General features: G+C 70.8%; 18 protein-coding genes, 2 pseudogenes and 1 riboswitch. Of the genes and pseudogenes, 12 read left to right on the top strand and 8 right to left on the bottom strand.

What is annotated here, in order from left to right; all coding sequences use genetic code 11:
* Window positions 1-213: 213 nt before the first annotated feature.
* Together ABD340_RS30900 and ABD340_RS48305 are read left to right on the top strand one after the other, a co-directional pair.
* Window positions 214-687: pseudogene (locus ABD340_RS30900) on the top strand (amino acid permease); the annotation flags it as partial.
* Between the two features lie 148 nt (window positions 688-835).
* A pseudogene (locus ABD340_RS48305) lies at window positions 836-925 on the top strand (hypothetical protein); the annotation flags it as partial.
* Between the two features lie 178 nt (window positions 926-1,103).
* Here the strand turns inward: ABD340_RS48305 and cobN are convergent.
* Window positions 1,104-4,772 (bottom strand): cobaltochelatase subunit CobN, encoded by a 3,669-nt coding sequence (gene cobN, locus ABD340_RS30890; RefSeq protein WP_344593727.1) that lies wholly within the window; start codon window positions 4,770-4,772, stop codon window positions 1,104-1,106.
* A 59-nt stretch (window positions 4,773-4,831) separates the two neighbouring features.
* Window positions 4,832-4,956, bottom strand: a riboswitch (cobalamin riboswitch).
* A 198-nt stretch (window positions 4,957-5,154) separates the two neighbouring features.
* On the opposite strand from cobN, the gene ABD340_RS30885 reads away from it, so the two are divergent.
* The 4 genes from ABD340_RS30885 (at window position 5,155) to ABD340_RS30870 (ending at window position 8,802) form a co-directional block, all read left to right on the top strand.
* The gene (locus ABD340_RS30885) at window positions 5,155-5,634 is read left to right on the top strand and encodes a general stress protein (protein ID WP_344593725.1); all 480 of its coding nucleotides are present in this window, start codon (window positions 5,155-5,157) and stop codon (window positions 5,632-5,634) included.
* A gap of 36 nt (window positions 5,635-5,670) precedes the next feature.
* Window positions 5,671-6,702 (top strand): hypothetical protein, encoded by a 1,032-nt coding sequence (locus ABD340_RS30880; RefSeq protein ID WP_344593724.1) that lies wholly within the window; start codon window positions 5,671-5,673, stop codon window positions 6,700-6,702.
* 154 nt (window positions 6,703-6,856) lie between these two features.
* Window positions 6,857-7,357, top strand: coding sequence for a hypothetical protein (locus tag ABD340_RS30875; protein WP_344593722.1), 501 nt, complete (start codon window positions 6,857-6,859; stop codon window positions 7,355-7,357).
* Window positions 7,354-8,802: a hypothetical protein gene (locus ABD340_RS30870; RefSeq protein ID WP_344593721.1), complete on the top strand. Its 1,449-nt coding sequence runs from the start codon at window positions 7,354-7,356 to the stop codon at window positions 8,800-8,802. Before ABD340_RS30875 ends, ABD340_RS30870 begins: the two co-directional genes overlap by 4 nt.
* Before the next feature lie 285 nt (window positions 8,803-9,087).
* Here ABD340_RS30870 and ABD340_RS30865 read toward each other — a convergent pair whose 3' ends face one another.
* Together ABD340_RS30865 and ABD340_RS30860 are read right to left on the bottom strand one after the other, a co-directional pair.
* On the bottom strand, window positions 9,088-9,495 hold the full coding sequence (locus ABD340_RS30865) for a PPOX class F420-dependent oxidoreductase (RefSeq protein ID WP_344593720.1): 408 nt from the start codon (window positions 9,493-9,495) through the stop codon (window positions 9,088-9,090).
* A gap of 609 nt (window positions 9,496-10,104) precedes the next feature.
* Window positions 10,105-10,608, bottom strand: a complete 504-nt coding sequence (locus tag ABD340_RS30860; protein ID WP_344593719.1) for an ATP-binding protein — start codon at window positions 10,606-10,608, stop codon at window positions 10,105-10,107.
* 135 nt (window positions 10,609-10,743) lie between these two features.
* Here ABD340_RS30860 and ABD340_RS30855 point away from each other — a divergent pair, with 135 nt between their 5' ends.
* From ABD340_RS30855 to ABD340_RS30840, 4 genes are all read left to right on the top strand, one after another.
* Window positions 10,744-11,607: a helix-turn-helix domain-containing protein gene (locus tag ABD340_RS30855; protein ID WP_344593718.1), complete on the top strand. Its 864-nt coding sequence runs from the start codon at window positions 10,744-10,746 to the stop codon at window positions 11,605-11,607.
* On the top strand, window positions 11,604-11,834 hold the full coding sequence (locus ABD340_RS30850) for a DUF397 domain-containing protein (RefSeq protein WP_344593717.1): 231 nt from the start codon (window positions 11,604-11,606) through the stop codon (window positions 11,832-11,834). Before ABD340_RS30855 ends, ABD340_RS30850 begins: the two co-directional genes overlap by 4 nt.
* Before the next feature lie 183 nt (window positions 11,835-12,017).
* A complete protein-coding gene (locus ABD340_RS30845) occupies window positions 12,018-12,779 on the top strand; it encodes a thioesterase (protein WP_344593715.1) in 762 nt (253 codons plus the stop codon).
* A 6-nt stretch (window positions 12,780-12,785) separates the two neighbouring features.
* Window positions 12,786-13,094, top strand: a complete 309-nt coding sequence (locus ABD340_RS30840) for a hypothetical protein (RefSeq protein ID WP_344593713.1) — start codon at window positions 12,786-12,788, stop codon at window positions 13,092-13,094.
* A gap of 16 nt (window positions 13,095-13,110) precedes the next feature.
* On the opposite strand, the gene ABD340_RS30835 is transcribed toward ABD340_RS30840, so the two are convergent.
* On the bottom strand, window positions 13,111-13,977 hold the full coding sequence (locus tag ABD340_RS30835; protein WP_344593712.1) for a hypothetical protein: 867 nt from the start codon (window positions 13,975-13,977) through the stop codon (window positions 13,111-13,113).
* Between the two features lie 216 nt (window positions 13,978-14,193).
* Window positions 14,194-15,354, bottom strand: coding sequence for an RNA-guided endonuclease InsQ/TnpB family protein (locus tag ABD340_RS30830; protein WP_344593710.1), 1,161 nt, complete (start codon window positions 15,352-15,354; stop codon window positions 14,194-14,196).
* A 73-nt stretch (window positions 15,355-15,427) separates the two neighbouring features.
* Here ABD340_RS30830 and lhpI point away from each other — a divergent pair, with 73 nt between their 5' ends.
* Entirely contained in the window at window positions 15,428-16,462 is a 1,035-nt protein-coding gene (gene lhpI, locus ABD340_RS30825) for a bifunctional Delta(1)-pyrroline-2-carboxylate/Delta(1)-piperideine-2-carboxylate reductase (RefSeq protein WP_344593709.1), read from the top strand.
* Window positions 16,463-16,532: 70 nt separating this feature from the next.
* Here the strand turns inward: lhpI and ABD340_RS30820 are convergent, their stop codons facing one another.
* Window positions 16,533-18,812, bottom strand: a complete 2,280-nt coding sequence (locus tag ABD340_RS30820) for a WD40 repeat domain-containing protein (protein WP_344593707.1) — start codon at window positions 18,810-18,812, stop codon at window positions 16,533-16,535.
* A gap of 218 nt (window positions 18,813-19,030) precedes the next feature.
* A complete protein-coding gene (locus tag ABD340_RS30815) occupies window positions 19,031-19,675 on the bottom strand; it encodes a LysE family translocator (RefSeq protein ID WP_344593705.1) in 645 nt (214 codons plus the stop codon).
* A gap of 64 nt (window positions 19,676-19,739) precedes the next feature.
* Between ABD340_RS30815 and ABD340_RS30810 the strand changes: the two genes are divergently transcribed.
* Window positions 19,740-20,711, top strand: a complete 972-nt coding sequence (locus ABD340_RS30810; protein ID WP_344593704.1) for an NAD(P)-dependent alcohol dehydrogenase — start codon at window positions 19,740-19,742, stop codon at window positions 20,709-20,711.
* On the opposite strand, the gene ABD340_RS30805 is transcribed toward ABD340_RS30810, so the two are convergent.
* Window positions 20,689-21,876, bottom strand: a complete 1,188-nt coding sequence (locus tag ABD340_RS30805; RefSeq protein WP_344593702.1) for an MFS transporter — start codon at window positions 21,874-21,876, stop codon at window positions 20,689-20,691. The two genes, ABD340_RS30810 and ABD340_RS30805, sit on opposite strands and share 23 nt — an antisense overlap.
* Window positions 21,877-21,914: the final 38 nt, after the last annotated feature.

Genomic DNA, 21,914 nt, shown 5'->3' with positions numbered 1-21,914 from the left:
TGGTCCGGAAACAGCGCCCCGTCGACCGGCTCGACGTGGAGACGCCGCTGTCGCTGGTCTCGCGACGGTCACCGCGCGGTGGACCGACCGCCTGCCCGAGTAGACGGAGGGGGGTTCGTGCCCTGGTCAGGGGTGGTCCGGAGCATCACTAGAGTGGATCCGGCCGTTTCCGGCTCGCAGAATCAGCCGTAATTCCTGACCAGAAAGACGGACATGCCCGAAACCGAGGTGGCCACCCGCCAGGACGGGCTGCGGGCGGGGCTGCGCCGCCGCCACATGACGATGCTCGCCATCGGCGGCGCGGTGGGCGCCGGGCTGTTCGTCGGCAGCGGCGCGGTGATCAACGCCGCCGGCCCGGCCGCGGTCCTGTCGTACGCCGCGGCCGGGCTGCTGGTGCTGCTCGTGCTGCGAGCCCTCGGCGAGATGGTGGTCGCCCGCCCGGTCGCCGGATCGCTCGCCGAATACGCCCGGATGGCGCTCGGACCGTGGGCGGGCTTCACCATCGGCTGGCTCTACTGGTACCTGTACGTCGTCCTGGTCGGCGCCGAGGCGGTCGCGGGCGCGGCGATCCTGGCCGAGTGGACCGGGCTGCCGCCGTGGCTCCTCGCGGCGGGGCTGCTGATGGTGATGACCGCCGTGAACCTGGTGTCGGTGCGGTCGTTCGGCGAGTTCGAGTTCTGGTTCGCCTCGATCAAGGTCGCCGCGATCGTGGTCTTCCTGGTGCTGGGCGCGCTGGCCGTGCTGGGCCTGTGGCCGGACGCCCGGCGGCCTGGGCACGCTCACCGGCCGGGGCGGGCTCGTCCCCAACGGCGTCACCTCGATCTTCTCCGCGATCGTGGCGGTGATGTTCGCCTTCGGCGGCACCGAGATCGTCACCATCGCCGCCGCCGAGAGCCGCGAGCCGGGCCGCGAGGTGGCCCGCGCCACCGGGAACGTGCTGTGGCGGGTCGCGCTGTTCTACGTCCTGGATGCTGTTCATGCCGGACCAGCGCTCCCAGCTCCTCGCCTCGGCCGCCAGCCTCGCCCTGGCCGCCGCGCTCTACCCGCTGCGCCGCCGCTTCGGGAAGCACCCGCCGGTGACCACCGTGCGGGTGATCGACCGCTCACTCTGACCCCGCCTCCAGGTCTCCTTCGAGCGCCAGGTAGGTCTCCTTCAGGCGGTTCAGAACGTCCGGATCCGGCTCGGCCCAGAGACGGCGCTCGGCGGCCTCCAGAAGGCGTTCGGTGATGCCGCGCAGGGCCCACGGGTTGGACTGCTCCATGAACTCCCGGGTCTCGTCGTCGAAGACGTACTCCTCGGCGAGGGTCTGGTACATCCAGTCGTCCACGACGCCGGCGGTGGCGTCGTAGCCGAACAGGTAGTCGACCGTCGCGGCCAGCTCGAACGCGCCCTTGTAGCCGTGCCGCCGCATCGCCGCTATCCAGCGCGGGTTCACCACCCGCGCGCGGAAGACGCGGTGCGTCTCCTCGGCGAGGGAACGGGTCTTCACCTGCTCGGGAAGCGCCGAGTCGCCCACGTAGGCGGCGGGGCTCTTGCCCGTGAGGGAGCGGACCATGGCCACCATGCCGCCGTGGTACTGGAAGTAGTCGTCGGAGTCGACGATGTCGTGCTCGCGGGTGTCCTGGTTCTTGGCGGCGACCGCGATGCGGCGGAACGAGGACTCCATGTCGGCGCGGGCCTCGCGGCCGTCCAGGCCCCGGCCGTAGGCGTAGCCGCCCCACACCGCGTACACCTCGGCCAGGTCGGCGTCGTCGCGCCAGTTGCGCGCGTCGATCAGCGGCAGCAGCCCGGCCCCGTACGCGCCCGGCTTCGAGCCGAAGATCCGGGACGTGGCGCGCCGCCAGTCGCCGTGCCGGGCGTGGTCCTCGGCCGCGTGCCGGCGCAGATAGTTCGCGTCGGCCGGTTCGTCCAGGTCGGCGACAGCACTGATCGCGTCGTCCAGGAGCGCGATGACGTGCGGGAACGCGTCCCGGAAGAAGCCGGAGATGCGGACGGTGACATCGATCCGCGGCCGGCCCAGCTCCGCCGCCGGGACGATCTCGAACCCGGTGACCCGGCGGGAGGCGTCGTCCCAGACCGGGCGGCAGCCGATCAGCGCCAGCACCTCGGCGATGTCGTCGCCCTGGGTCCGCATCGCCGCGGTCCCCCAGACGGTGAGGCCCACGCTGGACGGGTACTCGCCGGTGTCCGCCAGATGCCGTGCGATCAGCGAGTCGGCGAGGGCGACGCCGACCTCCCACGAGTTGCGCGACGGGATCGCCTTCGGGTCGACCGAATAGAAGTTGCGGCCGGTCGGCAGCACGTTGACCAGGCCCCGGGTGGGCGACCCGGACGGCCCGGCGGGCACGTGCCCGCCGTCCAGCGCGTGCAGCACGGCGCCGATCTCCCCCGAGGTCGCCTCCAGCCGCGGCACCACCTCCGCCGCACCGAACGCCAGCAGCCGCACCACGTCCGGGACCTCGCGGCCGAACACCGCCTCGCAGACGCTCTCGGCGGTGGCGACGTCCCAGCCCGCGCGCTCCATGCCCTCGACGAGCCCGCGGGCGACCCGCTCCAGCAGGTCGATCACGTCCGAGGCGGTGCGGGCCGGGCCGTCCGCCAGCGCCGTCAGCCCGGTCAGGTCCTCCTCGACGCGGTGGCCCGGGTCGGCGAGGAGCCGCTTCTCGTCCAGGCCGAACTCGGCCGCCAGCGCCGACCGCAGCCCCGGCATCGCACCCGCGACACCGCCCCACACCTGGGCGGCGCGCAGCACCGCCAGCACCAGGTTGACGCGCGCCTCGTCCACCGGCTGCCGCCCCAGGACGTGCAGGCCGTCGCGGATCTGCACGTCCTTGATCTCGCACAGGTACCCGTCGACGTGCAGGATGAAGTCGTCGAACTCCGACTCGCCGGGCATCTCGTCCTGGTGCAGGTCGTGGTGCAGCTGGGCGGCCTGCACCAGCGTCCAGATCTGCGCCCGGACGGCCGGGAGCTTGGCCGGGTCCAGGTCGGCGACGGTGGCGTACTCGTCCAGCAACTGCTCCAGCTTGGCCAGGTCGCCGTACGACTCGGCGCGCGCCATCGGCGGCACCAGGTGGTCGACGACCGTGGCGTGGCCGCGCCGCTTCGCCTGCGTGCCCTCGCCCGGGTCGTTCACGATGAACGGGTAGACCAGCGGCAGGTCGCCGAGCACCGCGTCCGGGGCGCAGCCGTCCGACAGCCCGAGGCCCTTGCCGGGCAGCCATTCGAGCGTGCCGTGCTTGCCGAGGTGCACCACCGCGTCCGCGCCGAACTCCCGGTCGAGCCAGCGGTAGGCTGCCAGGTAGTGGTGCGACGGCGGCAGGTCGGGGTCGTGGTAGATCGCGACCGGGTTCTCGCCGAAGCCCCGCGGCGGCTGGATCATCAGGATCACGTTCCCGAAGCGCAGCGAGGCCAGCACGACATCGTCGCCGTCCACGTACAGCTCGCCGGGCGGCTCGCCCCAGTGCCCGCGGACGCCCTCGCGCAGCCCCTCCGGCAGCGCCTCGAACCAGCGCCGGTAGTCGTCCAGGCGGACCCGGGCCGACGCCCGCGCCAGCTGCTCCTCGGTGAGCCACTCCACATCGTGCCCCCCGGCGGCGATCAGCCGGTGGATCAGCGGATCGCCGTCGTCGGGGTCGCGCCACAGCTCGTCGTCGTCCCCCAGGTCGTAACCGGCCGCGCCCATCTCCCGCAGCAGCTGGACGGCCGACACAGGCGTGTCCAGCCCGACCGCGTTGCCGACCCGCGAATGCTTGGTCGGATAAGAGGACAGCACGACCGCGACCCGCTTGTCCCCGTTCGCCTTGTGCCTGAGCCGGGCGTGCCGCACCGCGATGCCCGCGACCCGGTCCGCGCGCTCCGGATCGGCGACGTAGACGGGCACGCCGCCGGGCCCCTCCTCCTTGAACGAGAACGGCACCGAGATCAGCCGGCCGTCGAACTCGGGGATCGCGACCTGCATCGCGGCGTCCATCGGCGTCAGCGCCCCGTCCGACTCCCGCCAAGCGGCCCGGCTCGACGTCAGGCACAGCCCCTGGACGACCGGAACGTCCAGATCCGCCAGCGCGCCCGCGTCCCAGGAGTCCTCGTCACCACCCGCCGACGCGTCCGCGGCCACCGCACCGCCGCCCGCCAGCACCGTCGCGACCAGCGCGTCGACCCGTCCCAGAATTTCCAGCAAACCCTCGTCGGCGCCGCGCAGCGAACCGCAGAAGACCGGCAGCGCGTTGCCGCCCTGCGCCTCGACGCGCTCGCACAGCACGTCCACGAACGCCGTGTTCCCCGACAGCTCGTGCGCCCGGTAGAACACGATCCCCACCGTCGGCCTGCCCGGCTCCACCCGATGATCGCCGTGCACTCCGTACGACGGCATCGAGACCGGCGGCGCGAAGCCCTCACCCGTCAGCAGCACCGTGTCGCTCAGGAAACGGGCCAGCTCCCGCAGGTTGGCGACACCGCCCTCGCGCAGGTAGTCCAACGCCTCCGCCGCCACGCCCGCCGGGACGGTCGACAGCGCCATCAGCTCCGCGTCCGGGTCGGCCTCCCCGCCCAGCAGCACCAGCGGCACCCCCGCCTCCCGCAGCCGGTCGACGCCCTCGGGCCAGGTCTTGCGCCCGCCCAGCAGCCGCACGACGACGACATCGGCGTCCCCGACCAGCCCGTCCAGCTCATCGAGCCCGATCCGGACCGGGTTCGCCGTCGCATACCCGGCGTCGGCCGCGCGCGCGGCGAGCAGTTCGGTGTCGGCGGTGGACAGCAGCAGGGCACGCATCGGCAAGCCTCCCCCGGGGTCTCCGCGCCCCGGCTCGGTGAAGAGGTCACGACGGCGCGGAGTCTCCTGACTCCCGGATCGACGTCGCGCCCTCGGCCTTCCAGCGTCACCGCCGTGGCCGCGAACGAGGGCGTACTCCCCGGTCACAGTTGCGGGACAGCTCCGGATTCACACCGGATTCCTCACCCGCCGTCGCCGCCATCGTAGCCCGCGCCCTCCGGGGTGCAGCGGGCTGCACCCCCGTTCCCGGGAGCGCACCCGTGGTCCGCCCACGCACCGCCCGGCCCAGCGGTACAAATCCGCCCCTGTCCCACGGAAGGGGTGCGTCCCGGGGAACCGTGGGTAGTCCAGCGGTAACGCCACCGAAGACGAGGATGGATCCATGTCCACGCATGCGGGTCCGCCCGCGACCGAGCGTCCGGTCGTCGGGTCCTACGACACCTACGCCGCCGCCCAGCGTGCGGTCGACTTCCTCTCCGACGACAAGTTCCCGGTCGAGCGGACGGCCATCATCGGCTCCGACCTGAAGATGGTCGAGACCGTCCTGGGCCGGCTCACCGTCGGCCGCGCCGCCATGGCCGGCGCCGGCAGCGGCGCCTGGTTCGGCCTGCTGGTCGGCCTCCTCCTCACCCTGTTCACCCGCAACCACAGCGAGGTGTTCCCGCTGCTGCTGGGCGGCGTCGTGTTCGGCGCGGCCTTCGGCGCGATCTTCGGCGCCATCGCCCAGGCCCTCACCGGCGGCCGCCGCGACTTCACCTCCCGCAGCCAGATCGTGGCGAGCCGGTACGACGTCGTCGCCGACGCCGAAGTCGCCGAGGACGCCAAGAACCGCCTGATCAAACTCTCCTGGCGAGAGGACTGATCATCCACCGGCGAGATGATGCGTATCATCCCCACGATGGAGATCAATGAGCGCGTCGTACCGCCGGACGACCAGCTGGCGGACCTGGCGCTGTGGCTGCGCGACTCGTCGACCGGGGACTGGAGCCACGACACTCTGCGCCGGCTGGTGAAAACGCGCGGCTGGGCCACCGGCGACGACGATCCCACGCTCGTGCGCACCGGCCTGCCCACGGGCGACGCACGCCTCCTCCCGGCCGGCCTAGCCGTCCCGGTGGGGCTCGCCGCCCCGTCCCCCCTCGCGCAGGCGGACTGCTTCCGTCACGTGGCCCAGGTGGTCAGGAACGCGCTAGGCCCCGCCTCCGTCGCGGGAAGCTACGGAGAACACCGTCCTTTCAATGCCCACGGACCCGCCTGGGGCAACCCCTACCTTCGCTGGCTCCGCCCCGCCCAAAGCGTCGAGCTGCGCGCCGGCGCTCACGGCCCGGAAGTCGTGCTCACCCAGACCGACCAATGGGCGGAGTGGCTGATTCGCCAGGGGCAGGGCCGACCTATGGACGTCACGGGATTTCTGGGCCGGCTCCAAACGAACGATTCCGCCCACAAACCCAACCCAGCGAATCTGCTGCTGCCCAGCCCGTGGCTGGCGCACGACTGGGACGTCTTCGAACGCGCCTTCGCCGCGTGGCTTTCGACCGTCTCAGCAGAGCAGCACGCGCTCGGCATGCGTCTCGTCCCCGCCATTCACGGAGCCACCGGCCTCCTCCTAGACATCTATCCCCACAAGGATCGGCTGCTGATCGCCGGCGCCGCCCGCTCCGTCGACCTCCCCGCCCTCGGCTGGACCCCAGGGCCCCTTCCTGACGACCCGTGGGACGACTACCCCGAATGGCGCCTCATCGGCGGCGGCATCGGCCGGGTGGACGGGAAGGCCCTCGCCAGGACGGCCGTCGACACCGCCCGCGCCGTCGGCCTTACCTCCCCGACGGAACTCAAGATCATGCACGGCGCCCAAACCGAAACCTCAGAAGGCGACGAGTACAGCCTCACCTTCTACGGCCTCGGCATCCACTCGCGAGGCACCAGATGAACCTTCCGTTCCTGACGCGGAGGGCTGATCAACCGTCAGAGTGACGCTGAAATGCGGGCAACGGTGAACGGCCGGCCCCACGCCCCTCGAGTGCCTATAGCAAGATGCTTCCCAAACGCGCTCAGGGTCGCCGAACACAGGGAGCACCGCCGCGATGACCGCGCCGCACTTTGATCCGCAGTTCGGCGACGAGGAGTTGGGCGCCGCCGAACAGCAGCTGCTGCACGCCGCCGCCTTAGGCTCGCTCGTCGACCTTCGCACCGGCGATGCCCAGCGCGACGAGCCCACCCGCGGAACGGCCTGGGGTGCAGAGCGGACCGTGCGGGCCAGTGTGCTGGCCGATCTGCTCACCGGACGCCGGACACCCGATCGCGGCCGGCCACGGGCGGTGAAATTGCGTGGTGCCCGCATCACCGGCGGGCTCGATCTGGAGGCGGCCGAGCTCGCCTGCCCGCTCCTCCTGGCCGACTGCCATATCGAGCAGCCGGTCAACCTGTGCGGCTGCAGCGCGTCCGCGATTCGCCTCCCCGGCTGCCGTCTGCCCGGGCTGGCCGCCGACCGGCTGTGCACCGTCGGCGATCTCAACCTCGACGGCCTCACCGCGGAGGGGCCGTCACCTTGGGGGGAGCCCGCATCGGCGGGAGTTTGTCGTTGAGGGCGGCCCACCTGGCCAATGCGGGCGGCCACGCGCTGCGCGCCGACGCGCTCACCGTCACCGAGAGCATGTGGTGCCGGGACGGCTTCATCGCCGAAGGCGAGGTGCGCCTGCCCAGCGCCCAGCTGGGGCGACTGTCGTTCGCCGGCGCCCGGTTGTCCAACCCGCAGGGGCACGCTCTGACCGCCGACGGCCTCACCATCAAACACGATCTGGACTGCCGAAACGGATTCACCGTCGACGGAGAGACCCACCTGCGCGGCGCCACGATCGGCGGCACCCTGGACCTGACTCGGGCACGGCTCGACGCACCCGGCGCCGTCGCACTGGGCGCCGCCAGGATCACGGTCGGCCACGACATGTTCTGCCGGTATCTCACCGCTGAAGGCAACGTACGTCTCCCCGGCGCTCGCATCGGCGGCCGGCTCGACCTGAACCACGCGCGCCTGACCAACGCCAGCGCCACCACGCTGAGCGCCGATCGGCTCACCGTCGATGACGGCGTAATGGCCGAGGGGCTCACCGCCCATGGGGAGGTGCGCCTTCCCAACGCCCACATCGGTGCCGTTCTGGTCCTGGCCGGCACTCACCTGATCAACCCCGGCGGGCAGGCGCTCAACGCCGACGGATTGGTCGTGGACGGGGATGTCCACCCCACCGACGGGTTCACCGCCGAGGGAGAGATCCGACTGGCCGGCGCCCGCATCGACGGGGACCTCGATCTGTCCGACTCCACGCTCACCGAACCGGGGCGACACGCTCTGAATCTCAAGGGGGTCAGAGCCGACGCCCTGATCCTGCTGCCTCGCCACCGGCCCGACGGCAGCGTGGACCTCACCAACACCCGCGTCGGGATCTTCGACGACGACCCGACGACCTGGCCCGCCTCAATCCAACTGCGCGGATTCACCTACGACAGCCTCGGCCCCCGCAGCGACAAGGCCGATGTCGCCGCTCGGCTTCGCTGGCTGGCCCGCGATCCTGGCGGCTACGCACCGCAACTCTACGATCAACTTGCCGCCGCCTACCGGCGTGCCGGAGACGAGCAGGCAGCGCGCCAGGTCGCGGTCGCCAAGCAGTGGCGGCGCCGTGCGACGCTCAACCCGGCGGGCAAGGTGGCGAACTGGCTGCTGTATCTGACCGTCGGCTACGGCTACCGCACCTGGCTGGCCGCCATCTGGCTGGCCGGCCTCCTCGCCCTCGGTACCTGGATCTTCACCGGGGCCCACACCCACGACCTGACCCGCGCCGACCCGCGTGGCCCGGGTTTCAACGCACTCGGCTACACCCTCGATGTCCTGTTGCCGATCGCGGACCTCGGCCAGCAGAAGGCCTGGCGAGCCCGCGACACCGCCATGTACTGGTCCTGGGCGTTCATCGTGGCCGGATGGGTGCTCACCACCGCCGTGGTCGCCGGGCTGACCGGCATCCTCAAACGCGATTAGCTCCACCGGCGCCCATTCCTCATCCGTCAGGTCCGAGGGATGACGAGACCGTCGGGGCAGCCCGCCAAGTGGCGTGGCCCACGGGCTGGAGTCGCCCGCCGAGCAGGGCGAACCCCTTCAAGACCTTTCTCAGCGCCAGCGGCTGTCCACCGGTTCCTCAACCCGGATCTGTTCCCGGGACAACCCGGCGGCGCCCGCAGCAGCCAGGACCCGGGTCGGTGCCAGCTCGGCGGCCGCCGAGGTGCGGGTGCCGCCGCCTGATGGGATATGGAGCCGGGACTCAGTTCAGAGCCGGCCAGTGATCTTGACGGGAGTGACGCGGACGACGATGCGTTCCCCATCGTTCTTCGAGGCCGGGTTGAACGTGGTGTAGTCCTGGCCCGTGTACTTGAGGGACAACTCGTTCGGCAGTTCGCGGGCGGGGTCCGGGGTGACCGTTGCGGTGCCGCGGATCTCGGCGTAGGCGTACGGGTCTTCGGGCGGGTTGATCATCACCGTGACGCGCGGGTCGCGGGCGATGTTCTTTCCCTGCAACCTGTCCACGGTGGTGGAGAACATCAGGTCGTCGCCGTCGCGCTTGATCCAGACGACGGTCAGGTGCGGCCGCCCGTCGGGCGACACCGTCGCCACGGTTGCGAAGATCCGGGAGTCGTCGAGGTACTTCTTCAGTTCGTCGGAGAACTGGGCTGCCACGGTCGGAGTCCTTTGTGATGTCAATGGGGCTGCGTTGCTCCTGAGGAGCACGTCGCCTTGCAACCCTGGCGCAGCCACGGAAATTCCTGCGGGACGGTCGAGCGGCTGACGGGGGCGGGGCACGCTGTGGACGCAGTGACGGGGTCGCGTTGATATCGGTGGCCCGGACGGCCTGGCAGGCGGGCGGGTAGGCCCGCGAGGAGGACCGGTACAGGAATTGGCGGTAGAGCCTGTGACCTGCACCGCTACCGCGGCTCAGAACCAACAGTCCGGCCACTCTGTCGGGTCTGGCTGTCGACTGCTTCGCCCTGACCTGCGGTGACGCCGGCTACCGCCAAGACCCGTACCGATCCTCCTTACGCCCCGGCGTCGACGCCGTTGCCCGCCAGGTCGCCGAACGCGACCCCGCCCCACGACGACGTCACCAACCATGACCGCGTCTCCGCAGGTCAGCGAACTCCGTTGGAAATTCCCCAGGACCAGGAGGACCCCTTCAAGCAGCGATGGCACTTGATCCCCACGCGCCCGGTCAGGCCGCGACGACTCCGTCCGACGGAGCACGACCACCGAGGGCCGGATGGCTCGGCAAAGGTCTCGGCCTTGCCGTCTTCACAAGCCGGGGAGGGCGAGGCCGACGGCCTTGCCCAGGCCGGGCTTGCTGCATGCAGTGGTCGTGTAGATCGCGCAGTGTCCGCCGGTCAGGTCGCGTACGAGGGAGAGCCCTCGACCTCCCAGGCTGAGGGCGGCGATGACGGCGTCCAGGTCCTCGTCGGGTTCCAGGTCGACGGACGGCTCGCGCAGCAGTTCGGGCACGCGCCCGAGACAGGGGTCCGCGTCGGCCAGCTCGCACCACACCGGTCGGCGCTCCGTGCCCGCGAACAGCACGCGCAGTTCGTACGGCGGCGCGGCATGGCGAACGCCGTTGGCGGCGAGCTCCGCGGCCACCAGCTCCGAGTCGGCGACCCGCTCCGGAGAGACGCCCGCCCGGCCGAGAAGCTCCCGGATGATCACCCGCGCCCGCTGCTCCGCCCGTCCCGCAGGCAAACGCCACACCCCCACCGACCACGGGCACGCCTCCGCGTAGCCCTCCTGCCGCTCCACTGATACGCGCATCGAATCCTCACCCGTTCGTAACGTTGTGTCCTTGAACTTGGACACACGGTGACCGATCTCTGGAAGGATGACTCAAGATCTCTACCTGCAAAAGCTTGTTCAAGTAGAAATTTGCAACATCGGAGGCGATCATCCATGGCAACGTCGACCCCCACCATCCGCAGCAAGTGGCTCGGCAACGCGCTACTCAAGGCCCGGAAGGAAGCTGGACTCACACTCGACCAAGTCAGCGCCCAGGTGGGATGGCAGGGTTCCAAGATCAGTCGCGTGGAGAACGGACTCGTCCGCGTCCACTGGGGCGACGTTCAAGATCTCCTTGACGCCTACGGCATCGAGGACGAGACACAGCGCAAAACTCTGATCGCCCTCGCCAAGAGCTTGAGGGAGCGTGGTTGGTGGCGTGGGTACGGCGCGACGCTCAGCCATCCGTACGCGGATTTCTTGAGTTTGGAAGGCACCGCGCGCGAACTCAGCGTCTATCAACCACAGGTCATACCTGGTCTGCTACAGACACGCGGCTACGCCATGGCCGTGGTGGGGTCGAGTCATGTCTGGCAAAGCGAGGAGGACGTCGAACGCTTTGTTGAGATCCGCACTGCACGGCGGTCCATCCTTACCCGTACCTCCCCCGTGAGTTTGTGGGCCATAGTCGGCGAGGCCGCACTCCGACAGAGGTTGGGCGGTAGCAATGTGTTGAAGGAGCAGCTCAATCACCTGCTTGAGATGGCCGAACTACCAAGCGTCACCTTGCAGGTCCTGCCGTTCACCGCCGAGGGCACCACCGGGATGTTCGGCCCCTTCACTATCCTGTCCTTCAACGCCTCCGGGCTGATGGACGTCGTATTCCTGGAGAACCTTGCCGGTGGGCTCTACCTGGAGCAAGAAGACGAGATCAACCGCTATCGGTTGGCGTACAACCATCTTCGTGCATCAGCCTTGCCTCCCGGAAGGTCACTCCGGCTGGTCAAGGATGTTTTGAAGGAGATCACGCCGCCATGAGTTCCCCCGACTCGCCCCTTGCACCTCAGATTCGCACGACATCTGGTTTCTGGCGTAAGAGCAGCCGCAGTGGAGACAATAGCGAATGCGTCGAACTCGCACCGCTCGGCCATGACCAGGTTGCTGTACGTGACTCCAAGGCCCCTGGCGGGGCCAAGCTCCTCCTCAGCGGCACCGCCTGGCGATCGTTCAGCCGGCGCATCAAGAACGGCTGTTACGACCTTTGAGTCTCGGGGTAGCGCAGCTCCACGAACCGCCGGCCGGCGGCGAGCCGCGGCGGCCCGCGGGCGCCTGGCTTGACCTGGGCTGGGCGGGGTAGGCGCCTTGAAGGGGACGCCAGCGAAAGGACCCGGGCCGAAGTGATGCGACCAGCCCTCACCGCTAGGGCACCGGGATGCGGGGGAACGATCATGTCCGAGCGTGAGCCTGACGGCCGGAGCCCGCGAGCTCCCGCCGAACCCGTCCGGGACGGGGACCCCGACGTGCTGCTCGACGTCCCCGAACTCAGGGTCGACGAGATCACCCTGGAAGTGGAGAACCTGCGCGCCCGAGTGTCACTGCAGGCCGAGGTGCTGGACCTGCTCAAGCTCAACGTGGGCGCGGACGTCGTCCTGGGGAAGGTCGACCTCACCGTCAAGGGCGTGGCGGCCCAGGCCCTGCTCAAGGTACGGCTCGACAACGTGGCGCGGATCATCGAGCGGGTGCTGGAGACGATCGACGCGAACCCGCAGATCCTCGAGAACGTCACGCGGAGCGTGGGCCTGGCGCTGGAGGACGTCGGCGGCGGCGCCGGCCGGGCCGTGGACGAGATCGGCCATGGCACGGGGCACGCCGTCAGGGACGTGGGCGGCGGCGCCGGCCGGGCCGTCCAGGACATCGGCACCGGCGCGGGACAGGGTGTACGGGACATCGGCGCAGGCGTCAGCGAGGTGGGGCGAGGCGTGGGCGGCCTCGGCGCGGCGGCCGGGCAGGGCATCGGCGACGTGAGCGGGACCGCCGTGGCCCCAGAGGCACCTGACGTCCCGCCCCGGGACAGCGGGCGGGGGGACAACACGCGCCCGCCTCGAGGCGCCGCCGCACTGCGACGCAAGCCGCTGCGCGCTGGGCGGAATGGACTCGGGCAGGCGACCGACGCGGTCGGGGGGCTGCTCAAGCGCTTGACCAGGAGGTGAGGCGCCATGGCCAAGCCGGAACGGCCCGAGCGCCCCGATATCGAGATCAGGGCCACCGTCCAGGCGAGGGAACTGGTCTTCCACCGGCCGCCCACGACTCGCATCGACCACGCGGCCGAACCGGTGGGCGAATCCGCCTCCGGCAGCGACGGCACCAACCTGCCCGAGCGAGTCGAGGCGCACGTCACCTACCGCAACGTCCACATCGACTTCCGGCTGGCCGCCGAACTGGACCCTGAGGCCCCGCAGACTTGGGCGTCATTGCCCTTGCCCCGTCGCCTCCGGCCTTTGCGGGCAGGTCAGCGATGCCGCTGAGGATGGGCGGGAACGGTCAGCCGAGCCGGGCGCCGGGCGGCACGTGCGGGGCGTCGATGGCGAACACCGCCACGTAGTGCTCGGCACTCTCGCAACTCGTGGCGTCGTCGCCGACCGGCTCCGCGGCCAGGCGGTCCTCGCCGATCATCAGGATCGCGGTCTTCTCACGGCAGCCGGAGAGGACGAAGCCGAAGCGACGCCGTCCCTGGCCTGCCTGCAGGGCGGAGCCGTCCCCGCGGACGAGCTCATCGCCGGCGGCGGGAAGCGATCTGAGGAACTGTTCGAGCTGGTCGGGCTGGCTCACCTCGGCTGCCCGCGTGGAGCGGGGCGGCGGCCCCGTGAGCTTCCCGAACGCCAGCAGCTCCCCCGGGCTCACCGGATCGGGCCTGCCCGTACGAGAGCCGCCCAGCATGAGCCCGGACGGCGCCCTGGCCTTCTCGACGGCGAACACGGCCAGGTTGTCGTAGGGCTCCGCGCACTCCTCGTGCTCGGTCACGCCGGTGAGGCGCATGCTGAGACTCCCCGGACCGTCACTGGTCAAGTGCGCGCCCCGGGCGGAGTCGCAATCGCTGGTGTAGGAGAACAGCACCACCACCTCCCGGCCGTAGTCGCGTCCCGCGGCGAGCTTCTCGACATCGTCGGCGTCCGGCGCGCCCCGTCCCGTGTCGGCGAACCAGCCGCGCACCGCCCGGGCGTCGGTGCCGCTGCGCAGCACGGTGGCCACCCTCGGCAGGCCGTGCCCCTGGTGGAAGGTCAGCAGCTCGGCCTTCACCGTCCTGGCCGGGGCGACGCGCAGGTCGGTCCTCGACCACAGGGACGCCACCGCACCGGCCACCGCGAGCACGACGACGACGCCCACAATGAAGAGCCTTTTGCCGCCCACGCCACTTTCGACGATGGGAACCGGTCGCGGGTTCCGCACGGAGGACGCCTTCCAGGGGTCATCCTGGCAGGCAAGATCCGACAGACGAAGGACGCCATGGTCAACTTCTCGGCCCTATAAAGGACCGAGCTTGTTGACTCAGTCCCGATAGGGCTTTGCTTATGCTCCCGGCCGTACTTGGAGAGGACGGTCGCGGGTCACATCCACGGGTCCCGGCTATGCCGGGACCGGTGCGGGCATGTTGACAAATACCCACGCCGTCCGTGCACGGTCTCTGACGTTCACGGCGGCGACGTGGTCGGCCGGGCCAGCGAGCCCGCACCGACGACAGCAGAAAAGGTCCCGCGACCGGCGGCTGTTCCTGGCGGTGTGCCCGCAACGCGGGCAGCGCTGCGAGGTGTAAGCCGGGTCCACCTCTACGAACGGCACGCCCGCGCGGCAGGCCTTGTAGGCGATGAAGGCCCCGAGTTGGTGGAAGGGCCAGGAGGACAGGTGTGCCCGCTGGTCGCGAGGAACCGTGACCCGTTCGCGGATGCCCTGGAGTTGTTCCAGGGCTATGCCGCGTCCGGTGCGTGCCGCGACGGCGACGACCTGTTTGGAGATTTTGTGGTTGAGGTGGGTGGCGTGGCGCTGCTCGCGCCGCGCCCGCTTGCGGAGGAGTTGTTTGGCCGAGCGTGTTCGTCTGGCCTGGAGTTCGGCCCGTATGCGGGCCTGCCTGCGCCGGTACCGGGCGAGCCTGCGGCCCTGGTGGTCGGTGCCGTCGCTGGTGGTGGCGAGGTTGACGACGCCCCGGTCCACCCCGAGGAAGTCCTTCAGTTCGAACGCCTGCGGCTCGGGCACCTCGATCGTGGCGATCAAAAACCACATGCCGTCCCGGTGGAGCAGGTCGGATTCGCCCTTGCGGTGCGCGATCAGTTGCTTGAGCGCGCCCGGGGAGCAAGCGAACCGCAGGTTCTTCATCCGTCCGGCCGTCGTCCAGATGCTCACCGTCTGTGCGTCGTGGTTCCACGACAGGCAGCGGTCATCGAAGGTGTGCGCGGCGTCGGGGCGGAAGGCGATCGGCTTGGAGGTGGCCTTGCGGCGGCGTTTGGAGCGCTCGCCGCCGAGGTTGCCGTTGCGGATGTTGGCCCGCAGCGTGGTGCAGGCGTCCACCACCCGCTTGATCACATGCTGGGCCGCCTGCGCCCCCAGGCCACGGGCCTTGAGTTCGCCGTAGCACAGCTTGCGCAGTGGTGTCTCACGCGCCTTGAGCCCGAAGTGCTCGAACGCCACGGCCGACACCCAACTCGCCGCGTCATTGACCGCGTGCAGGGTCGCCGCCAGCGCCGCCGCCTGCTCGGCAGCGGGTAGCAGTTTCACCTGCACCACCAACTTCACGCCACCGACCATAGCGTCCCGCATCTGTACTATCACTCAAAGTCACCGAATAAGGGGGCGCAGGATGGGTCGGATGTCGGATGGGTGCGGCGCTGCCCGCCGCAATATTGGGGATGCAATTCCTCCCGCCCCCGAAGGGCCAGGGTTCCTCGCAAGAAGACTGCTGAACATCACCGCGGCGGAGACCGCGCGGGCGCTGCCGTTCGAGGTGCTGGTCCCGGCGCTGCGCGAGGGCTTCGCGCGGGGCGCGCACACGCCCGCCCGGCACCACCACACCATCGACGAGGCCGCGAACGCGACGCTGCTGCTCATGCCGTCCTGGACCGACGGCGAGCACCTCGGGGTCAAGCTGGTCAACGTCTTCCCCGCCAACAGCGCCGCCGGACGTCCCGCGCTGTCCTCGGCGTACGTGCTGGCCAGCGCCGCCACCGGGGAGCACCTCGCGGTGATCGACGGCAACGAGCTGACCCGCCGCCGAACCGTGGCGACCTCGGCGCTGGCCGCCTCCCACCTCGCCCGCCGCGACAGCGCGACCCTCCTGATCGTCGGCGCCGGCCACATCGGCGGCCTCGCGGCGGCCGCGTACCGCAGCGTGCTGGACCTGCGAACCGTGCTCGTCTACGACCGGACGCCCGCGCATGCCCGGCGCCTGGTGGACGCCCTGCACGCAGAGGGCGTCGACGCGCGCCCCGTCACCGGTGGCCTGGCGGAGGCCGCGGCGGCGGCCGACATCATCACGTGCGCCACGCTGGCCACCGAGCCGGTCATCCGCGGCGAGTGGCTCGCCCCCGGCACCCATCTCGACCTGATCGGCAGCTTCCGGCCCAGCATGCGCGAGGCGGATGACGCGTGCGTGCGCCGCGGCACCGTCTACATCGACACCCCGGTGGCGCTGGAGGAGTCCGGCGACCTCACCCAGCCGATCGCGGCCGGAGTGCTGGGCCGCGACGACATCGCGGGCACCTTGCCGCAACTGTGCCGCGAGGAGGTCCCCGGCCGCCGCGACGCGGAGCAGATCACCGTGTTCAAGGCCGTCGGCAGCGGCCTCGCCGACCTGACCGCCGCGGCCGTGGTCTACCGCTCCGCGTCGCGCCGTCCTCCCGAATGACGATGGCGTGCCAGCCGCACCGCCCCGTGTTCCACGCGCGTCTCCGGGTGAGAGCGTGATCTCCCTGCCGTCAGCGGGATGACAAGCGGGGTTTCAGGATCGCGATCTCGGAGCCGTACCTGATCACCAGTTCGCCGCCGGTTGTCGCCGCGACCTGTGAGATCGCGTCGGGGAAGGTCAGCTCCGGGCCCAGTTGGTCGCCGGTGGCCAGGTCCCGCACCCGCACGGTGCGGTCCTGGGCGCCGCTGACCACGATGGCGCGGCCGTCCAGGTCCCCGCAGGCGACGGAGACGATCGCCTCCTTCTTCCCGTCGCTGAGCGGCCCGGCGATCCGCGGGCCGCCGATCTCCCGGCCCGTGGCCAGGTCCCACCGGCGGACGGTCCCGTCCTCGCCGCCGGTCACCGCGATCGGACGGCCGTCGAGGCGGGTGCAGGTGAGCGCGCCGATGTACAGCTTGGTACCCAGATTGGGCTTACCGACGGCCTCCCAGCTCCACTTGAGATGCCCGGCCATCGGCTTTCCGATCGGCTCGCCGGAGGCCAGGTCCCACACCCACACCTCGGCGCTCTGCCCGCCGGCCACCGCGACCGGACGGCCGTCCAGCTCCGTGCAGGCCACCGCAAGCATCGGTTCGGCACCCCAGGGCTCGGCCGGCTCGCTGCCGGTCGACAGCGGCTGGATCGGCTCTCCGCTGGACAGATCCCATCGCCGCACGGCCGCACCGGACTCGCCGGTGATCAGGGCGATGGGGCGTCCGTCGAGCATCGTGCACGCCACCGCCTGGATGGAGAGGCTCTCCTGCACCGCGAACGGCCGGCCGATCGCTTCGCCGCTGAGCAGATCCCGCACCGACAGGCCGTCGTCCCAGTTGCCGGTCACCGCCACAGGGCGCCCGTTCAGCTCGGTGATCGCCCACACGTCGATCGCGCCGGTCGAGGGCCGGTCGACCGGAGCACCGTCGGCCACGTCCCAGATCCGCACCGTGCGGTCCATGCAGGCAAGCAGCGCGACCGAGCGACCGTTCGACTCCGCGCACGCCATCGCGTGCACGCGTGTGCCGCGATCCGGTTCGATGCCGGCCGACGGTGTCACGTCCCACAGGCACACCTGGTCGCGGTTGTCCCCGGAGACGGCGAACAGCCGCCCGTCCACCTCACCGATGCCCGTCACCGCGTTGGGAGTCCGATGCCCGGTCAGCGTGCGCCCGATCTGGCGACCACTGGTCAGGTCCCACACACGCACCGTGGAATCCGTCTCGGCACCGGTCACCGCCACCGTGCGTCCAGCCGAAACCATGCATCTCAGGTCGCCGATGTAACCGTCGTGGCCGGAGGACAGTGGCCGGCCGATCGGCTCGCCGGTGGCCAGGTCCCACATCCGCACCTGGTGGTCGAACCTGGAGTCGTCGCCGGGCACGGTGACGCCGGCCCCGGTCACGACGACCGGTCGGCCGCCGAGTTCACTGATCGTCACCGCACTGAGCCAGTCCGGATGGTCGATCGTCACGTCGCAGGTCCAAGCGCCGCCAGCGCGACTCCATACCCGCACTGTGCCGACCATGGCAGTCGCCACCACGGGCCGCCCGTCCACGGTCGCGCACGCAACCGCGACGTTGTTGTCCTCGGGGTCGAACAGGGAGATCCGCTGGCCGATGGCCGGATCCCAGACCGTCACCGGTTCGCTGCGGGTGAAGGTGACCACGACGGGATGTCCATCGCAGACGGTGAGTTCCGCGGCGGCGAGATAGTCCGCCGGACCGGTGAATGGCTCGCAGACCGGCTCACCGCGGGTCAGATCCCATACCTGCAGGCGGCGGGGGTCGTCTTCGTCCTCGAAGATCTCGGTCAGCGCCAGCAGGCGTCCGTCGGTCTCGGTGACGGCCACCACGTCCCGCACGAGCCCGCCCGCGATCGGCTCGCCGCTGGTCATGTCCCACATCCGGACCCCGTCGATGCCGCCGTGCACCGCGACCGGACGTCCGTTCGACTCGATGACCGCCGCCGTCCTGCCCTGCTCGGCACCGGCGAACTGGAACAGCAGAGGCGCATCGGGGCCCGCACCGGTGGCGGACGTGACCTTCCACAGGGGCTCCGGCTCGTCCGCAACCGGTACGGCGGCGAAGCGCTCGGCCAGGTCCGGCGAGCCCCAGCGGACCGCGTCCAGCGACAGCAGCTGGCGGCGCACGCCCGGGCTAGCGCCGCGGTGCTCGTGGAGCGACGTGCGATAGACGGCGGCCGCAAGCCTCGCCTCGGCGCCGGCCGCTTGTGCGAGCAACGGGACGACCAGGCGCGGGTCGGCATGAACCAGGTACTCGCAGTCGGTCAACGAAACGTCCGAGATCGGGGGCATGGGCGAAACCGTAGCGTCCGCGTGCGACCATCCGGCCGGTCTTCTGTACAGCCAGGCGCTCTCCCTGAACGTCGAGCCGCGGAGATCACGACGCACGGCCGCGACCCGGCCGTGTGCGGGCACACTTGATCACGTTGTCGGCGCAACCGTTGTACGGGGGCAGGTCTTGAAGGTCCGTTCCATTGCCGCGTCCACACCGACAGGGTCTGACCTGCCCGTCAGTCCTTGCGGCCGGTGGCGGCGACCGTGACGCCCAGGCCGATCAGCAGGAGGCCGCCGGTGCCGCCCACCGCGGACAGGCGCCGCGGGGAGCGGGCGAACCAGCCGCGGGCGGTGGCGGCGGCCAGTCCCCAGACGCTGTCGCACAGCAGCGCGATCACGCAGAAGATCAGGCCGAACGTCATCATCTGCAGTGCTTCACCGCCCCGGGAGCGGTCGACGAACTGCGGGAGCACGGCGGCGAAGAAGACGATCGTCTTTGGATTGGTCACGCCGACCACGAAGCCCTGCCACAGGTCGCGCGCACCGTTGCCGGGGCCGGTGGCGTCCAGTTCGTCCAGGGCGCCTTCGAGGGAGCGGCGGTGCCGGAACGCCTGGACGCCGAGATAGACGATGTACACGGCGCCGACCAGCTTGAGGGCCGTGAAGACGAGGACGGAGCGCTCGACGAGCGAGCCGATGCCGAGGGCGACCGCGACGGTCAGCGCCAGGGCGCCGAGCTCGTTGCCGATGACGCTGGTCATCGCCGTGCGGCGGCCGTGGGCCAGCGCGCGGCCGACCACGAACAGCACGGTCGGCCCCGGGATCACGATGATGGCCAGTGCCATCGCGGAGAAGCCCAGCAGTTGCCCGGTCGAGATCATGGGTGCACGATAGGCGGGAGCCGTGAGCGGCCGCATCGCATTTTGTCCCGGCTAGGGGTCATTCATGAAGGCAGCGGTCCATACCCGGTACGGCCCTCCCGACGTGGTTCGGATCACCGAGGTGAGCGAGCCCTCGATAGGGGACGGCGACCTTCTCGTCAAAGTGCACGCGACGACGGTGAACCGGACGGACTGCGGCTACAGGGCGGCTCGGCCTTTCTTCATCCGGACGTTCACCGGCCTGGCCCGACCGCGGCGGACGGTCCTGGGTACCGAGTTCGCGGGAGTGGTGGAGGCGGTAGGCGGTGGCGTCACGGCCTTCACCGTGGGCGACAAGGTGTTCGGGTACAACGAGGGCGCGTTCGGGACGCATGCCGAGTACCTGGCGGTTCCGGAAACCGGCGCGATCGCGACCATGCCGGCGGGCGTGGCCTTCGAGGAGGCCGCGCCCGGTACCGAGGGCTCGCACTACGCGCTCGCGTTCATCGAAGCGGCGGGAGTCCAGGCCGGGCAGGACGTCCTGGTCCATGGCGCGACCGGTGCCATCGGCTCGGCGGCGGTGCAGCTGCTCAAGAGCCTGGGCGCCACGGTGACCGCTGTGTGCGACACGGCGAACCTGGAACTGGTGCGGGGCCTGGGCGCGGACCGGGTCGTCGACTACACGGCCCAGGATTTCACCAGGGACGAGCAGACCTACGACGCGGTGTTCGACGCGGTCGGCAAGAGCACGTTCCGCCGCTGCAAGCGGCTGTTGAAACCAGGCGGGGCTTACCTGTCCTCCGAGCTGGGGCGCTGGGCGCAGAACCTGGTCCTGGCGCTCGTCACTCCGTTGCTCGGCGGCAGGAAGGTGAAGTTCCCCTTCCCGGGCAAGGACGAGGAGATGGTGCCGTATTTCCGGGAGCTGATCGAGTCCGGGGAGTTCAGGCCGGTCATCGACCGGCGCTACCCGCTGGACCGGATCGTCGACGCCTACCGGTACGTCGAGACCGGGCGAAAGGTCGGCAACGTCGTCATCAACGTCGTGCCACCGGACTGACGACCGGCTGTGCCTCGGCGGGCGCGGGCGCACGGTCCAGGGCGCCGGAGAGGAGGGCGACGGCCAGCCCGGCGGCGCCCAGGAGGGCGGCCACCCAGAGCGGGGAGGTGAAGCCGAGGCCCGCGCTGATCGCCAGCCCGGCCAGGAAGGGGCCGACGGAGTTGCCGAGGTTGAACGCGGCGACGTTGGCGGCGGAGGCGAGGGCCTGGGCGCCGGTGGCCTTGTCCAGGACGCGGGTCTGCAGCGGCGGGATCGCCGCGGAGGCCACCACGCCGAAGACGGTCAGCGCGACCACGACGGCGATCTTGTGGTGCGCGGCCGCGACCAGCACGGCGGACACGGCGATGATGGCGGCGAGCAGCGCGTACACGCTGGGCATCAGGGCACGGTCGGCGTACCGGCCGCCGAGCGGCCCGCCGGCCAGCATCCCGACGCCGAGCAGGACCATCACGAACGGGACGGCTCCGGCGGAGTAGCCGGTGACCTCGGTGAGCAGCGGCGCCACGTAGGTGACGACGGCGAGCACGGGCGCCCAGCCGACCGCGGTCATGGCGAGCGCGAGCCAGACCTGGCGGCTGCGGAAGGCGGCCAGTTCGTGCCGCAGCCCGGTCCGCGGCCGGTCGCCGCGCGGGACGAGCGCCGCGATGCCGATGAGCGCGACCACGCCGATGCCGGCGACGACCCAGAAGGTGGCGCGCCAGCCGAGGTTCTGGCCGACGAAGGTGCCCAGCGGCACGCCGAGCACGTTCGAGAGGGACAGGCCCATGAACATCAGCGCGATCGCGCCGGCCCGCCGGTCCGGCCGCACCAGGTCGGCGGCGACCACGGCGCCGAGGCCGATGTAGGCGCCGTGCGCGAAGGAGGCGACGATCCGGCCGGTCATGAGCGTCCCGTACGAGGGGGCGAGGGCGGACAGGATGTGCGCGGCGACGAACAGGGCCATGAGGCCGACCAGCATGGTCTTGCGGGGCAACCGGGCGCCGGCCGCGGTGACCAGCGGCGCGCCGACCACCACGCCGAGGGCGTAGCCGGAGACCAGCAGGCCGGCGGCGGGGATCGAGGTGCCGAAGTCGGCGGCTAGTTCGGGCAGCAGACCGGCGATGACGAACTCGGTGGTGCCGATGCCGAAGGCCCCGAGGGCCAGTGCCAGGAGTGCGGGCGGCATGACGTTCTCCTCGCGGGTAGGGTAGTGGGCAGGCGCTG

This window comes from Actinomadura vinacea (genome assembly GCF_039532545.1).
GTDB lineage: Bacteria > Actinomycetota > Actinomycetes > Streptosporangiales > Streptosporangiaceae > Spirillospora > Spirillospora vinacea.
This window is presented reverse-complemented; position numbering and strand designations above follow the sequence as displayed.